Below are 14,833 nucleotides of genomic sequence, written 5' to 3' on the forward strand. Positions count from 1 at the left end.
GTTAAAAGGTGGCTTCCAGCGAAACGCTGAAGGTGCGTTCTTCGCCGACGTTGTAATACGGCGTGCTGGCCTTCACGCCGCCGTAAGGCGCCGCGTTGAAGGTGGTAGTGCGCACCGAGGTCAGGTATTCCTTGTCAAACAGGTTGCTGATGCCAAAGCGCAGCGCGGCGCTTTTGACGATTTTCTTGTCCACCGGCAGATGCACCCCCGCCGCCAGATCGAACACCGTGCGGCCGCCGATCTTCTCGTCGTTGGTCAGATCGCCGTAGAACGAACTGACGTACTTGCCGCTGACGCTGCCGTAATACAGCCCGTCGTCATAACCCAGCGTCATGTTCAGCAGGTTTTTCGGCACGTTCGGCACCTCTTTGCCGGAGGTCGGCAGCGGCAGCCCGCCGTTGCTGACGATGTCGCTCTTCTGCTTCGACTCGGTGTAGGTATAAGAGGTGTAGTAGTTGAAGTTATGCGGCAGTTGGCCGCTCCACTCCAGCTCCAGCCCTTTGTTCTCCACGTTGCCGATGTTCATCATCTCGTAGTCGCCGGCCGAGTTGGTGGTGGAGATTTGGCGATCGCTGTAGCGCATGTAAAACAGCGTGGCGCTCAGCAGCATGTCTTCCTGCTGGAAACGCCAACCCAGTTCGTGGTTCCAGCTCAGTTCCGGCTTGGTGCTGAGAGAGTCGCCGACGTTGTACAGCACGTAGTTTGGCGGTGTGCGCATGTTGCGCGTCAGGTTGTAGAACACCTGGTTTTCCTGATTCACCTTATAGCTGGCGCTGAAGTTCGGCAGGAATTCATGATAGGTGGCTTTGCGCTTCTCCGGCACGTTGTACAGGCTGCCGCGGTTGTCCCCTTTGCGCTCCACGTACTGATAGGCCAGGCCGCCGACGAAGGTCCAGTCCGGCGTGGCGAACCAGGTGTCCTGCAGCCACACCTTCTGCGCCGGGGTGATGGTGTACTGGTTGCGCCCCTGAACGGTGTTGCCGTTGGCGTCCTTCACCTGATCGGATCCGCCCGGCTGGCCCCAAATCTGCGACGGGTTGCCGTCGCCCTTGATGCTGATGAACGGCTGAGTCTGCAGCTGACGTGCGCGCTCATACCAGTAGCCGATGTCCAGGCTGTGCTGCTCGTTGATGTCCCACTTCAGCTTGGTGGTGATGCCCGGCCGCCAGGTTTGGGTCCACGACGGGCGGTAGTAGGTGTTGGATTTCAGGTTGCTGAGATCGTACTGCCCGGCCTTGCTGGAGGTGTTGGACAACACCGAGGCCGTCTGGCCGTTGAAGCTGCCGCCGTTGCCCCAGTAGTAATACGGCTGCAGGGTCAGCGACAGGTTATCGCGCAGCTGCAGCTTCTGGGTGAACGACAGCGTGAAGTTTTCGAACGGGTTGCGTTCAATCTTGTAATACTTGTTCAACTGCCCTTTGTTGTTGTACTCCGGCGTGGTGGCGTAGTCGGTGTCACGGCCGTCGTTTTGGAACTGCGCCTTGCTCAGAGTGTTGTAGTTGGTGTTGTTCTGGCGGTTGTACTTCATCACCAGATTGCTGCTGTTGCCGTTGCCGTCTTCATACAGCGAGTTCATCTCGAACTTGTCGGAGTACAGTCGCCCTTCGCCGCGCCACTTCTTCGCTTCGGTGTGCGAATAGGAGAGCCAGTTACTGAAGCCGTTGTACTCGCCGGTGTCCAGGCGGGCGAAGGTTTTGCTCAGGCTGTTGCTGCCCAGCGTCTGCTTGACGAAACCGCCGAAGTCTTTCGCCGGGCGGCGCGTCACCAGGCCGATGTTGCCGCCGCTGGAGCCGATGTGCGGGCCGTCCGCTTCGGAAGACCCCTGGGTGACGAACACCTCCTCCAGGTTTTCCGCATCGCCCAGCAGGTTCGGGTACACCGCGTAGTTGCCGGAGTCGTTGATCGGAATGCCGTCCATCGACAGGCCGATCTGATCCGAGTTCATGCCGCGCATGGTGTAGTCCACGCCGCTCAGGCCGCTGGCGTCGTTGCTGTTGACGTTCAGGCCCGGCGTGTATTTCAGCTTGTCGATGGCGTTGGCCGCCGACGGCATTTTGTCCATCGCCTCTTTGGTGACGGTAGAACGCGCCTTGGCGCTGTCATCCTGCACCATCATGCCGCCGCCGAGCGACTGCCCCTTGACGCTGATGGTGCCGACATCGGTGGCGTCGGCCGCCAGCGCGGCGCCCGGCAGCATCGCCGACATCACCGCCAGATAGATCCCAGAACGATTAAACGATTTCATTGTGTGCATCCCATAAAAATCAAACGATTAACCCTTGCGCTAAGGCGCCTGATAATTGAACGTTGCGGTAAATCTTTTGGTTGTTTGCCCGGCGAACGCCTCGCTCGGGAACGGCTTCACTGAACTGATGCTTTGCAGGCTGCTCATCGCCGCGCGGTTCAGCAGCATGCTGGCGGCTTTGTTGGCGATGCCGGAAGAGAGCACCCGCCCGCTGCGATCGACCTCCAGCCACACTTCGACGTTGCCCTGCGGGCGCTCGAGCGAGGCCTGGCGCCCGCTCGGGTAGCGCTTGCGCTGTTCCAGCTCGCGGCGCAAGGCCAGCAGATAGCCGTTTTCAATCGCCTGCGCGTTCACCTTCGGCGCCGCCGGGGCGGCCGGTGCGGGCTGCGCCGCCGGTTTGCTCACCAGCGCGCGCGGGGCGGCAGGCGCCGGCGTCGCTTTAGGCTTCTCTACCGGTTTGGCTTTCTCTTTCACCGGTTTGGGCTTGGGCTTCGGCTGCGGTTTCGGCACCGGCTTGGCTTCCACGATCGGTTCCGGCGCCGGCACCACCGGTTCGGGGATCGGCTCCGGCTCGGGCGGCGGCGGTTCGGGCTGGGGCTCCGGCGGCGTTTCCGGTTGGGGTTCAGGCGCCGGTTCAGGCTCCACCAGCGCCAGTTCGATGGCGGTTTCGTCGTAGCGCGGCTGGATCTTCAGCGCCGCCTGCTGGCTGGCGAACAGCAGGCAACCGGCGACAATCAACGCCGGCAGCCAGCTGAAAAGATGACGTGAGCGATAGAGCAGATACATGTCACAGCTTCCGTGTCGCGATGGAGACGGAGAGGAAACCGCCCTGGCGCAGGTTGTCCATGACCGCCACCAGCCGCTCGACCGCCACGCCCTTGTCGCTGTTGACGATGATGGTGGTGGTCTGGTTGGCCTGCTGCTGTTGCTTCAGCGTGTTGACCAACGCGTCGAGCGCAATCGGCTGGCCATCCAGCTGCAGCTGTTCGTCGGCCCCCAGCGTGACGATCGCTTTTTTCTGCGGTTTCAGCTGCTGCGCGCTGCCGGCAGACGGCAGCTGCGTTTTCAGCCCGAGCGCCGGAATGACGTTCAGGCTAATCAAGACGAAAAACACCAATAAAAACATCATCACGTCGATCATCGGGATCAGCTCGATGTGCGCTTTATTCTTTTTCGGTTCGTTCCAGTTACGCATGACACTCCCTCCCAAAAGCGAAGCAGCCAATATAGGAGGGGTTTGTTTACCTTTTGTTACGCTTGTGTGATCTTATTTTCACAGTGTGGATTTTTTGCGAGAATTTTTTCAATGATAGGTGATGACGGAGGAGATATAACTTATTAATAAGCGATAGTTTTTATTGGAATAATTGCCGTATGGGTATTTCAGAGAGACAAGGGCAGAGAGGTAAATGTGAGAATAGTGACAACCAAAACGGTCACTACAACAAGACCTGAAGCCCATGTTTGCGTACGATCGAAAGCAGCTTGAGCGACATGCTGGTATTCAGATACCGGGCAAAAACCGGTTGGCTTAAACGTAACTGCTCACGCAAGGCTTTGATCTCTTGGGGCTGCAATCCAGCGCACTCCCCTACGATTACGATACAATTCAGCAAATCGAATAAGTCGTTCCCGTATAGAGAAAGGCAGTTCAGTTAAGTAGACTATCGCCGGACGATAAGCAAAAGGGAGTTGAGTCATGGCAAAAGGTGCGAAGGAAATCGCCCAAGAGATGGCGAACGCTGTAAATTCAAAAAGTAATTTCTTTGGCGGTTTTATCGAAGGGGCCATCTCCTTTCCCGTTGATATGGGATACCTAGCATATGATTTTATCAATACAGATAGCCGCTCCATAAATCGATATGACACAGAAAGAATGCTTCGCCTCATTAAAGCTGGACTTGCTAACCAACACTCACTGACCAAAATCGTAAAACTTGTCGTTGACGAATATCTGAAAAAAGTCGATGTAGAGAAAGTCAAAAGGTGGGTTGAAAAAGGCTCCGGGAAAATTGCAGGCAGGTTTGTAAGCAATCAGGTTTTGATGGTTAACTTAGGGGCGGTGCTTTCCGAAAGGATGGTTATTCGCCTCGCAACAGGTTATGCCCTAACATCACTGCTAACCCTCGGTGCTATGAACTCAAGGGCCATCCACACCTCACGCCAGTTACGACAGCGAAATCCTGAAATTTACGATAACTTAAGGCGTGCGGGGAATTTGGATCTCTTATATTTTCTGGTAGAACCCAAAACAAAGCCATTTGAACAAGCGATAGAAATTTGGCGAAAAAACAGAGGCGAGTTTGACCGCATTACCGAGCTATTTTTTAAAAAGGTGTCGAAATGAAGGTTTTTTCAGTGCTCATGTCAAGAGTCATCATAGGGATTAGCTATGCCGTCATTACCATGACCTTGCTATGCATCGCCTATTTCACGCTGCTCTCTGACTCTTCATATCATATTGTTTACGCAGTTTTTTCTTGCATTGGATTTGTTCTGGCCTACTTCATCTATTATATAGCCATGAAGTTCCATGATGGCGTTTAGAGCAAGCGCAGAGCGTTCTGTAACGCTGCGCCTACGCTCAATTGAGTCCCTATCAAAACCGCATAAAAAAAGACGCCCGCAGGCGTCTTTTTATCGCGTTCACTGAAGCCCGAGGCGATCAGTTCACTTTCACCGGCATACCGGAACGGGCCTTGATCGCCGCGTCCACTTCGCTCTGGTTGACGCCGGCGTCCATCAGCACTTTGCCGACCGGCGCGGAAATGGTCAGCGGCACCGGATCTTTCGATTGCAGCTGCTCTTCGTTGGCCGACAGCGGGTTGTGCACTTCCACGTAGCGCGAGCCGTCCGGCTCGACGGTGGCTTTCATCGGTTCGTTGATGAACTGCACGCGGGTGCCGACCGGCACTTTCTCGAACAGGTACTTGATGTCGTCGGCGCGCAGACGCACGCAGCCGTGGCTCACGCGCAGGCCGATGCCGAAGTTGGCGTTGGTGCCGTGAATGGCATACAGGCGGCCAACATACAGCGCATACAGCCCCATCGGGTTATCCGGGCCGGCCGGGAACACCGCAGGCAGGATTTCACCGTCGGCCGCATATTCGGCGCGCATCTTGGCGGTCGGCGTCCAGGTCGGGCCGTCTTTCTTGCGCTGTACGGTAGTGGTCCAGTTCAGCGGGGTGTCTTTACCCAGCTGGCCGATACCGATCGGCAGCACCACCACGGTGTTAGACCCTTTCGGGTAGTAGTACAGACGCATCTCGGCGCTGTTGATGATGATGCCTTCACGCGGCGCGTCCGGCAGGATCAGCTGCTGCGGGATGGTCAGGGTGCTGCCGGCCTTCGGCAGGAACGGATCCACGCCCGGGTTGGCCTCCAGCATGTTGCTCAGCCCCATCTGATACTGGGCGGCGAAGCTTTCCAGCGGCAGTTTGCTGTCTTCCGGTACGGTGATTTGGATATTCTCGCCCACCAAACGGCTGTCTTTTGGCGGCAGCGGGTAGACGACGGCGAAGGCAGCCTGGCTGAATGCAACCAGTGCCGTAAACAGGGTTAATAACGCGCGAATGCTCATTTTCATCTTCGTGTTGGTCAAGGCCACTGGCGATTATGGGTATCGGTTTCTACGGCCACTTTACCCCATTGCATTTCAGCCGGCAGCCAACGGCGCTGCGGCCTGAAAAACCAGGGGGGATTTGACCGGATGCGCATTATATGTGCACATCAATCAAAGTGTGAACCATTACCGATGTAATATCGCAATTTTTTGTAACCTGACGCGCCACGAAGGCGACTTTTTGCGAGAACCGCCGCCTAACCGGCGGCGGCCAACGCTTCCACCCGCCGAATAGGGATCAGATATTCGCAGCGGATCGCCGCGCCGCCGAGCGGGCAGCTGCCCTCCTGCGCCGGGTAGAAACGCTCAATATCCTGCCCCGGCCGGCGGACGGCGTTCATCTGCGGCATCGCGGTGTCGTACAGCCGCACGATAAAGTTTTGTAACCCTTCCGCCTGCCCTTGATAGGTGAAACGGGCATACTCCCCCTGTTCGATAGTCACCCGCTCCCCCATCGCCCCTTCGTCCGGCAGAGCGGCGGTATAGGCCATGCGCGGATTACCCCGGCGTTGCCTGTCGACCTCCAGACTGGTGAGGCCGTATACCACCTCCGGCAGCGCCTGCGGCTGCAGCAGCTGCCGCCAGGCGTGGCGGCGCAGCTCGCACTTGGAGGCCGCCAACTGCCCCAGCGTAAAGCTACGGCGCTGGGTGTTGCCCACCAGCTGCATGGCGGGCAGCGTCACGATGTCGGCCTGCGGCAACGGCGTTTCGGTCAGCCGTAGCGGCGGCTGCAGGCCGTAGCTCGACCAATCCTGGCTGCGGCGATAGCTGGCCGGCGGCAGACCGAACTGTTTGCGGAAGCAACGGGTGAAGGTCTGCTGCGAATCGAACTGGTAAGTATCGGCGATGCAGGCCACGCTGGTGCCGGTCAGGCGCAGTTCGCGCGCGGCGGCGGTCAGCCTTCTGCGGCGGGCGTAAGTGCCGAGAATATGGCCGGTATGTTGCTTGAACATCCGCTGCAAATGCCACTTGGAGTAGCCGGACTTGGCAGCAATGTCGTCCAGCGTCAGCGGCTGATCCAGGCTCTGCTCGATCCAGGCCAGCAGCTGTTCAATCACCTGTTGCTGGTGCATGGTATTCCCCTTATTTTAACAATAACGTCTGCGCCAATACCCGCCCTGCGGCTTCATCGGCGGCCACCAGCACCGGATAGCCCCAGAACTTGGCGCCGTATTCGGCGAATTCTTCCGCCGCCGTGCGTTTGGCGTCGTCCGGCTCCAGCATGATCATGCCTTTCACCCACAGCTTCAGCGCCTCGCGGTTATCGCGCTTCCACAGCGCGACCTGGGTGCGGGCATCGCGGTCATGTTCTTGTTCTTCATCGCCGACGCTGCGGTCGGTCATCAGGACAAAGGGTTCGGCGCGCGCCAGCAGCGCGCTGAATTCGGCCAGTTCGGCCTGGGTATCGCGCCCGTTTTGGCGCATCCATACCAGCGGAAAATCGGCGGTATCCAATGACATAATCAGTTTCCTCAGGAAATGGTTTAGGACTGGCGCTTACTTTATCGGCACCGGCGCTAGACCACATTGCGCAATCAGGACATAATACTTTTCAATTCCGCCAAATTGAGAATTGTTCTCATGAAAGTACAGATCCCCCGCCACTGTCTGGATATCGATCAGGTGCCGCGCCCGCTGTTTGCCCTGCAAGGTTCGACCCTCGAACAGGACTGGGAAGTCGAGCCGCACCGCCATCAGAAGGCGCAGCTGATCTACACGGTACGCGGCATGATCCGCTGCGAAGTGGAAAACGGGCTGTGGCTGGTGCCGCCGCAGTGCGCGCTGTGGATGCCGGGCAACGTGTTGCACAACGCTCAGGGCGCCGGCTCCACCGAGGCCTACTGCCTGTTCGTCGATCAACATGCCGCCGCCGGTCTGCCGCAGAACTGCTGCACGCTGTCGGTCTCGCCGCTGCTGCGCGAGCTGCTGCTGCAGGCCAGCACCTTCGAGCCGCTCTACGACGAACAGGGCGCCGAGGGGCGCCTGACGGCGGTATTGCTGGACCAGCTGGCGGCCGCGCCGATCGAGAACCTGCATCTGCCGGTGTCCGACGACGCACGCATTCGGCAGTTGACCGAAGGCATGCTGAGCAGCCCGGCGGACAAATCCACCCTCGGGCAGTGGGCGCAGCGCATCGGCATGAGCGAGCGCTCCCTCAGCCGCACCTTGCAACAGCAGATGGGCATGAGCTTCGGCCACTGGCGGCGCCAGCTGCATGTGATGCTGGCGCTGCAGCGCCTGACGCAGGGCGAGAGCGTACAGACGGTGGCGCTGGATCTGGGCTACGAGAGCGCCAGTGGCTTCGTCACCATGTTCAGAAAGGCGGTAGGCAAACCGCCGGCGCGCTACCTGGCGGAGCGAAACGCCTCTGGAGAGACCCTGGGCGGCGCAATTACCATGTGAAAAAGCCGGCGCAGGCGCCGGCTTGAAGCAGGTGAGAATCAGAAGTCGTAGAACACCGTAATCCAGGTGGAGTCCGGCTCGTTGTCGCTGCTGTTGGCCAGCGTGCGCTCCACATACACCGACAGTCCGTAACCAATGGTGGTGCCCGCGCCGAGGTAAACGTGGTTGGCGTGATACGCCTCGTCACCTTTCAGCCGCAGCGAGTCCGCCGCCACGTAAGGCTGGATCGATTTGAGGAACGGCTTGTCGATATTGAAGGTGTAACCGACGAAGCCTTCCAGCCCGTAGCCGTCACCGGCGAAGAAGTGCGACAGCGTGCGCTGGCGGGTGCTTGGCACATAGTCTTTGTAGTAGCTGGCGGTGCCGACGATGTACCAGTTGTTCGGCTGCCAGGTCAACGCGGTGCCGGACAGCTGCTGGTGATAATCCTTTTCGCTGTACAGATTGTCTTTGATCTTCGCGTCGGTATAACTGTAGGCCGCGCTGAAGGTGAAATCTTTCGTCACCTTATAATCGAAGCCCAGCCCGCCCCCGCCCTTGCGGCGATAAATCAGGTTATCCGCGGTGTGCAGATCGTCTTCCGGTAATAAATAGTTGGCGTACAGCGTCACCGGCCCGAAATCATTGGTGTACTTGATGCTGTTTTTCGGTTTATTGCCGCCGTCGTAGTCGCCGGAAATACCGATGCCGGTGCCGCCCGCATGGCCATCGTTATCCCAGACGTCGCTTTTGATGCCGACCACCGAATAATAGATGCCGTATTGATGGCCGTAGGTCAGGGTGCCGTAACGATCGTCTTTGAAACCGGCGTACAGCTGGCGCTGATAGTCGCGCTTGCCGTCTTTGTTATAGTGCCCGTCCCAGCTGAGCGCGTGCGCCAGATCGACGCCCCACTCGTAATAGCCGATGATCGAGGTATCCTGCGTCAGCGCATAGTCGCCGCTGAAGCGAAAACGCGTGCCGCCGTCGTGGCCGTTTTTGTCATAGCCCGGCTCCGGGCCGTTGTTGAAGATCCACTCGGGGCGAATGCTGCCGCCCACTTTTATACTGAGCGGCGCCAGCAACACATTGCTCTGCGGGTTTTTATCCAGAATGGTGATCTCGGCCTGTGCGCCGGCGGATAACGCCGACAGCAAGACGCCGCCAATGAATATTGGCGTTGTATTTTTTCTCATTATTACCCCTGCCCGAAAAAATTATTGTTATAAACACGGTGGTCTTAAGCCACGCAGAAATAATTAACCGATGTGAACAGCGCACGCAAGATATAAAAATTCACGCCATAACCTGTCATTATTTCAGGTTGGATTTAATTTCAGCAAAAACGTGTTCATCTGTAACGCGAAGAAAAATAATGTAATAACCGCAGCACAAAATAAACCAATCCGCACGTTTCACACAAAATAAACCGGCGTGATTATCCGGGAATAAAAATAGCAAATAACAAATAAATATTATTGCCGCAGGTAAACCGTCACGCAGGGGAATTAACTCATGGCGGGAAATAACGACGGAGCGCATTGCACGCTCCGAGAGAGAATTCACTACTGCGCCAGCCAACCGCCGTCCATGTTCCAGGCGGCGCCGCGCACCTGCGCCGCCGCATCGCTGCACAGGAACAGCGCCAGCTCGCCGAGCTGCTCTGGCGTAACGAACTCTTGCGAAGGCTGCTTCTCCGCCAACAGCTCATCGCGCGCCCGCTGCGGGTCGGTCCCGGCGGCAATGCGTTTGTCGATCTGCTGCTGCACCAGCGGCGTCAGCACCCAGCCGGGGCAAATGGCGTTGCAGGTGACGGGCGTGCGCGCGGTCTCCAGCGCCAGCGTCTTGGTCAGCCCCACCACGCCGTGCTTGGCCGCCACATAGGCCGACTTGTCTTTCGACGCCACCAGCCCGTGCACCGACGCCACGTTGATGATGCGCCCCCAGTTGCGTTCGCGCATCCCCGGCAGCGCCAATCGGCAGGTGTGGAACACCGCCGACAGGTTGATGGCGAGGATGGCGTTCCATTTCTCCACCGGGAACTGATCCAGCGGCGCCACATACTGAATGCCGGCGTTGTTCACCAGAATGTCCACGCCGCCGAACTCACGTTCGGCATACTGCATCATGTCCGCTATCTGGGCCGCATCGCCGAGATCGGCGCCGTGATACCCCGGCGCGGCGCCCAGCCGCGCGACCTGCGCTTGTGCCTGCTCCACGTCGCCGAAGCCGTTGAGGATCACGCGCGCGCCGGCGGCGGCCAACACGGACGCTATCCCAAGGCCGATGCCGCTGGTCGAGCCGGTCACCAGCGCGGTTTTGCCTTGTACACTCATGGTATCGCTCCTTTAAACAATGCCGGTCAGGTAGAACACGCCGATCACGAACAGCACCGCGGCGCTCTTGATCAGGGTGATGGCGAAGATGCCGCCGTAGGCCTGCCGGTGGCTGAGGCCGGTGATCGCCAGCAGGGTGATCACCGCGCCGTTGTGCGGCAAGGTGTCCATGCCGCCGCTGGCCATCGAGGCCACCCGGTGCAGCACCTCCAGCGGAATCTGTGCCGCATGGGCGGCGGCGATAAAGCTGTCGGACATCGCCGCCAGCGCGATGCTCATGCCGCCGGAGGCCGATCCGGTGATGCCGGCCAACAGGGTGACGCTGATCGCTTCGTTCAGCAGCGGGTTGGGGATCGCCGACAGCGCCTGCGACAGCACCAAAAAGCCCGGCAGCGCGGCGATCACCGCGCCGAAGCCGTATTCGGAGGCGGTGTTCATCGCCGCCAGGATCGCGCCGCCGACCGCCGTCTTGCTGCCTTCCGCCAGCCGGCCGCGAAGATTGCGAAAGCCGAACACCACCACCAGCAGAATACCCGACACCAGCGCCGCTTCCACCGCCCAGATGGCGGTGATCTTCGCCACGTCGGTGGCGATCGGCTTGGCCAGCCCCGGCAGCGTCAGCTCGTGGCTGGCGCCGTACCACTGCGGGATCCAATGGGTGAAGCCAAGGTTGAATACCCCGACCAAAATCAACGGCAGGATGGCGATCAGCGGGTTCGGCAGGTTGATGTCGTCCGGGGTTTCCGGCTCGTTCAGCAGATCGGTGCCATACCCTTCTCCCTTCAGCTGCGCCTTGCGCCGCTGGCGTTCAAGATACAGCAGACCGACCGCGATGATGAACAGCGAGCCGATCAGCCCCAGCCAGGGCGCGGCCCAGGCATTGGTGCCGAAGAAGCTGGTCGGGATGATGTTTTGGATCTGCGGCGTGCCGGGCAAGGCGTCCATGGTGAAGGAGAAGGCGCCGAGCGCCACGGTGGCCGGGATCAGCCGCTTGGGGATACCGCTCTGGCGGAACAGCTCGGCGGCAAACGGATAGACCGCGAACGCCACCACGAACAGCGACACCCCGCCGTAGGTCAGCAGCGCGCACACCAGCACGATCACCGGAATGGCGTGACGCCGGCCGAGAATGCGGATCGCCGCCGCGACGATTGAACGGGAAAAGCCGGACAGCTCGATCAACTTGCCGAACACCGCCCCCAGCAGGAACACCGGGAAGTAGAGCTTCACGAAGCCGACCATCTTCTCCATAAACAGCCCGGTGAAGGTCGGCGCCACCGCGCCGGGATCGGTCAACAGCACCGCGCCCAGCGCGGCGATCGGGGCGAACAAAATCACGCTGTAGCCGCGGTAGGCGGCCAGCATCAGTAATCCCAGTGCTGCCAGGGCAATCAAAACGCTCATCGGTCACCTCAGTATCGTTGTTATTGTCAGGTACGGAGTGCGAAATTACGGTTTCAGCGCAAAGCGCAGCTGATGCGCCCGTCGCCGTTGAATGCGTTCCCTGCGTGCGTCATCCCAAAGATAAAATCCCCGGCCGCTGCGCTGGCCGGTATCGCCGCGCTGCAGCCGCTGTTCCACCAGCGCCATCATCTCGTCGCCGGTCGCCAGTTCCGGGAACAGGTGGCGGGCGATGTCCGCCACCGTCGGCAGCCCAGTCATGTCGGCGGCCTCCAGCGGGCCGACCATGGCGTAGCGCCGCCCCAGCGAGGCGCGCATCACCTGATCCACCACCTCGGCGCTGGCGATGCCGCTGTGGACGATGTGCAGCGCCTCGCGCAGCACCGCAAACTGCAGCCGGTTGCCGACAAACCCCGGCGCGGCGCGCTCCAGCAGCACCGCCTCCAGCGCCATCCCGCCGAGCAGCGCCTGCACCGCCGCCAGATGGCGCGGCTCGGTGGCGCGGCCGGGCACGATCTCCACCAGCGGGATCAGGTGCGGCGGGTGCCAGAAGTGGGCGATCAGCAGGCGCTGCGGGTGGGTCATGCGCTCCGCCAGCTCGTCCGGCGGCAGGCCGCTGGTGTTGCTGGCAATCACCGCGTCGTCGGCGATCAGCCCTTCCAACTGCTCATACAGCGCATGCTTCAGCTCGAGCCGTTCCGGGATCGCCTCGATAAGCAGCCGGGCGCGCGCCACATCGTTTAGATCGCCGGTCACGCGCAGGCGCGCCAGCGCCGCATCGCGCTCAGCGTTATCAAACTGCCCGACGTCGCTCAGCTCGGCCAGAATGCCGCTCGCCACCGCCGGCGCCTCCACCCGGCGCTGCGGATCCGGGTCATACAGCAGCACCTCATGGCCGTGGCGAATAAAGTGGGTGGCGATGCCCACCCCCATCAATCCGGCGCCCAGTACCGCATAGTCAGATGACTGCATCGTGCCCTCCTCGGTTGTTTACGGGCGCTCTACCGCCAGCGCCACGCCCTGCCCGCCGCCGATGCACAGCATCGCCAGCCCCTTGTTCACCCCGCGGCGCTGCATTTCGTACAGCAGCGACACCAAAATGCGGCAGCCGGACGCGCCGATCGGATGCCCCAGCGCGATCGCCCCGCCGTTGACGTTGACCCGCTCCGCCTCCCAGCCCAGTTCTTTGCCCACCGCCAGCGCCTGCGCGGCAAAGGCTTCGTTAGCTTCGATCAGATCGACCTCCTCCAGCCGCCAGCCGGCTTTCTCCAGGCAGCGCCGAGTGGCCGGCGCCGGGCCGATGCCCATGATCGCCGGATCGACGCCCGACGACGCGTAACCCGCGATGCGCGCCAGCACCGGCAAGCGCAGCGCGGCGGCTTTTTCCGCGCTCATCAGCAACACCACGGCGGCGCCGTCGTTGAGCGACGAGGCGTTGCCGGCGGTCACCGTGCCCTCCTTGCGAAACGCCGGACGCAGCCGCGCCAGCGCTTCCAGGCTGGTGTCGCGCGGCTGTTCGTCGTGCTTAACAAGCGACGCTTCGCCCTTCGGCTTCGGCACCGTCACCGGCGTGATCTCCTGCGCGAAACGCCCGGCCTGCTGCGCCGCCTGCGCCTTCTGCTGCGAGCGCAGCGCAAAGCTGTCCTGCTCGGCGCGGCTGATGGCGTATTTCTCCGCCAGGTTCTCGGCGGTGATACCCATGTGGTAGTCGTTGAAGGCATCCCACAGGCCATCGTGGATCACGCTGTCCACCATCTGTGCGTGACCGAGGCGCAGGCCGGCGCGCGCGCCGGCCATCAGGTAAGGCGACTGGCTCATGCTCTCCTGGCCGCCGGCGATCACCGCCTCGGCGTCGCCGCTGCGGATCGCCTGCACCGCCAGATGCACCGCCTTCAAACCAGAGCCGCACACCTTGTTGATGGTCAGCGCCGGCGTCGTCACGGGCAGCCCGGCATTCAGCGCGGTCTGGCGCGCCGGGTTCTGCCCGCAGCCGGCGGTCAGCACCTGGCCGAGGATCACTTCATCGATCTGCTGCGGCGCCACCCCGCTTTGCGCCAGCAGCCCTTGCACCGCCGCCGTGCCCAGTTCCACCGCCGTCAACGGCGCCAGCGCGCCGTGAAAACTGCCGACCGGCGTGCGCGTTGCCGCCACGATCACCACTTCACGTTGTTGCACATTCACCTCCGTCTCAGAAACGCATTTCCGGCACTTGCTCCGGCACGATCAGCCGGCCGGCGGTTTTGGCGACAATCTCCGCCACGCTGACGCCCGGCGCGCGCTCGCGCAGCACGAAGGCGCCGTCTTCAATTTCCAGATAGGCCAGATCGGTCAATACCTTGCGGATGCAGTTGGCGCCGGTCAGCGGCAGCGTGCAGCGCGGCAGCAGCTTGGACTCGCCGCCCTTCGAGGCGTGGGTCATCACCACGATGATGTTCTCCGCCCCCGCCACCAGATCCATCGCGCCGCCCATGCCCTTGACCATCTTGCCGGGGATCATCCACGAGGCGATGTTGCCCTCAACGTCCACTTCAAACGCCCCCAGCACGGTTAGATCGACATGGCCGCCGCGGATCATGGCGAACGACTGCGCCGAATCGAAGATCGACGCGCCGAGGCGTGCGGTGACCGTCTGCTTGCCGGCGTTGATCATGTCGGCGTCCAGCTGCTGCTCGGTCGGGAACTCGCCCATCCCCAGCAGGCCGTTTTCCGACTGCAGCATCACGTCCATGCCCGCCGGCACGTAGTTGGCCACCAGCGTCGGGATGCCGATGCCCAGGTTGACGTAGTAACCGTCCCGCAGCTCTTGCGCCACGCGCTGCGCCATTTGTTCACGGGTAAGCATGCGAA

15 protein-coding genes and 1 pseudogene are annotated in these 14,833 nt (G+C 60.8%); 2 read left to right on the forward strand and 14 right to left on the reverse strand.

Going from position 1 to position 14,833, the window contains the following annotated elements:
• Position 1 precedes the first annotated feature (1 nt).
• From ACJ8HT_RS04870 to ACJ8HT_RS04885, 4 genes and pseudogenes are all read right to left on the reverse strand, one after another.
• Positions 2-2,245 carry a TonB-dependent receptor family protein gene (locus ACJ8HT_RS04870; RefSeq protein ID WP_197652771.1) on the reverse strand — a complete coding sequence of 748 codons (2,244 nt, stop codon included), beginning with the start codon at positions 2,243-2,245 and terminating at the stop codon, positions 2-4.
• Between the two features lie 39 nt (positions 2,246-2,284).
• On the reverse strand, positions 2,285-3,031 hold the full coding sequence (locus ACJ8HT_RS04875; RefSeq protein WP_070915062.1) for an energy transducer TonB family protein: 747 nt from the start codon (positions 3,029-3,031) through the stop codon (positions 2,285-2,287).
• 1 nt (position 3,032) lies between these two features.
• A complete protein-coding gene (locus ACJ8HT_RS04880; protein WP_038878355.1) occupies positions 3,033-3,440 on the reverse strand; it encodes an ExbD/TolR family protein in 408 nt (135 codons plus the stop codon).
• A 244-nt stretch (positions 3,441-3,684) separates the two neighbouring features.
• Positions 3,685-3,822 (reverse strand): annotated as a pseudogene (locus ACJ8HT_RS04885) (helix-turn-helix domain-containing protein); the annotation flags it as partial.
• 122 nt (positions 3,823-3,944) lie between these two features.
• Between ACJ8HT_RS04885 and ACJ8HT_RS04890 the strand changes: the two are divergent.
• The gene (locus ACJ8HT_RS04890) at positions 3,945-4,592 is read left to right on the forward strand and encodes a hypothetical protein (protein WP_049202337.1); all 648 of its coding nucleotides are present in this window, start codon (positions 3,945-3,947) and stop codon (positions 4,590-4,592) included.
• 318 nt (positions 4,593-4,910) lie between these two features.
• On the opposite strand, the gene ACJ8HT_RS04895 is transcribed toward ACJ8HT_RS04890, so the two are convergent.
• The 3 genes from ACJ8HT_RS04895 to ACJ8HT_RS04905 form a co-directional block, all read right to left on the reverse strand.
• The gene (locus tag ACJ8HT_RS04895) at positions 4,911-5,831 is read right to left on the reverse strand and encodes a L,D-transpeptidase family protein (RefSeq protein WP_038878352.1); all 921 of its coding nucleotides are present in this window, start codon (positions 5,829-5,831) and stop codon (positions 4,911-4,913) included.
• A gap of 233 nt (positions 5,832-6,064) precedes the next feature.
• Entirely contained in the window at positions 6,065-6,940 is an 876-nt protein-coding gene (locus tag ACJ8HT_RS04900) for a helix-turn-helix domain-containing protein (protein ID WP_033652832.1), read from the reverse strand.
• A gap of 10 nt (positions 6,941-6,950) precedes the next feature.
• Entirely contained in the window at positions 6,951-7,328 is a 378-nt protein-coding gene (locus ACJ8HT_RS04905) for a hypothetical protein (RefSeq protein ID WP_060422149.1), read from the reverse strand.
• A 120-nt stretch (positions 7,329-7,448) separates the two neighbouring features.
• Here ACJ8HT_RS04905 and ACJ8HT_RS04910 point away from each other — a divergent pair, with 120 nt between their 5' ends.
• The gene (locus ACJ8HT_RS04910) at positions 7,449-8,270 is read left to right on the forward strand and encodes an AraC family transcriptional regulator (protein ID WP_019453262.1); all 822 of its coding nucleotides are present in this window, start codon (positions 7,449-7,451) and stop codon (positions 8,268-8,270) included.
• 38 nt (positions 8,271-8,308) lie between these two features.
• Here the strand turns inward: ACJ8HT_RS04910 and ACJ8HT_RS04915 are convergent, their stop codons facing one another.
• From ACJ8HT_RS04915 to ACJ8HT_RS04945, 7 genes are all read right to left on the reverse strand, one after another.
• Entirely contained in the window at positions 8,309-9,445 is a 1,137-nt protein-coding gene (locus ACJ8HT_RS04915; protein WP_197652772.1) for a porin, read from the reverse strand.
• Positions 9,446-9,563: 118 nt separating this feature from the next.
• A complete protein-coding gene (locus ACJ8HT_RS04920) occupies positions 9,564-9,791 on the reverse strand; it encodes a hypothetical protein (protein ID WP_197652773.1) in 228 nt (75 codons plus the stop codon).
• Positions 9,792-9,814: 23 nt separating this feature from the next.
• On the reverse strand, positions 9,815-10,585 hold the full coding sequence (locus tag ACJ8HT_RS04925; protein ID WP_197652774.1) for a 3-hydroxybutyrate dehydrogenase: 771 nt from the start codon (positions 10,583-10,585) through the stop codon (positions 9,815-9,817).
• Positions 10,586-10,597: 12 nt separating this feature from the next.
• The gene (locus ACJ8HT_RS04930; protein ID WP_197652775.1) at positions 10,598-11,989 is read right to left on the reverse strand and encodes a GntP family permease; all 1,392 of its coding nucleotides are present in this window, start codon (positions 11,987-11,989) and stop codon (positions 10,598-10,600) included.
• Positions 11,990-12,034: 45 nt separating this feature from the next.
• Complete coding sequence (locus tag ACJ8HT_RS04935) at positions 12,035-12,958, reverse strand: 3-hydroxyacyl-CoA dehydrogenase family protein (RefSeq protein ID WP_197652776.1); 924 nt, start codon at positions 12,956-12,958, stop codon at positions 12,035-12,037.
• 18 nt (positions 12,959-12,976) lie between these two features.
• Positions 12,977-14,161, reverse strand: coding sequence for an acetyl-CoA C-acetyltransferase (locus tag ACJ8HT_RS04940; protein WP_060451848.1), 1,185 nt, complete (start codon positions 14,159-14,161; stop codon positions 12,977-12,979).
• A gap of 13 nt (positions 14,162-14,174) precedes the next feature.
• Positions 14,175-14,828, reverse strand: a complete 654-nt coding sequence (locus ACJ8HT_RS04945) for a CoA transferase subunit B (RefSeq protein WP_019453268.1) — start codon at positions 14,826-14,828, stop codon at positions 14,175-14,177.
• Positions 14,829-14,833 lie beyond the last annotated feature (5 nt).

It is taken from the genome of Serratia sp. CY44782 (genome assembly GCF_052168715.1).
In the GTDB taxonomy this organism is placed as follows: Bacteria; Pseudomonadota; Gammaproteobacteria; order Enterobacterales; family Enterobacteriaceae; genus Serratia; species Serratia nevei.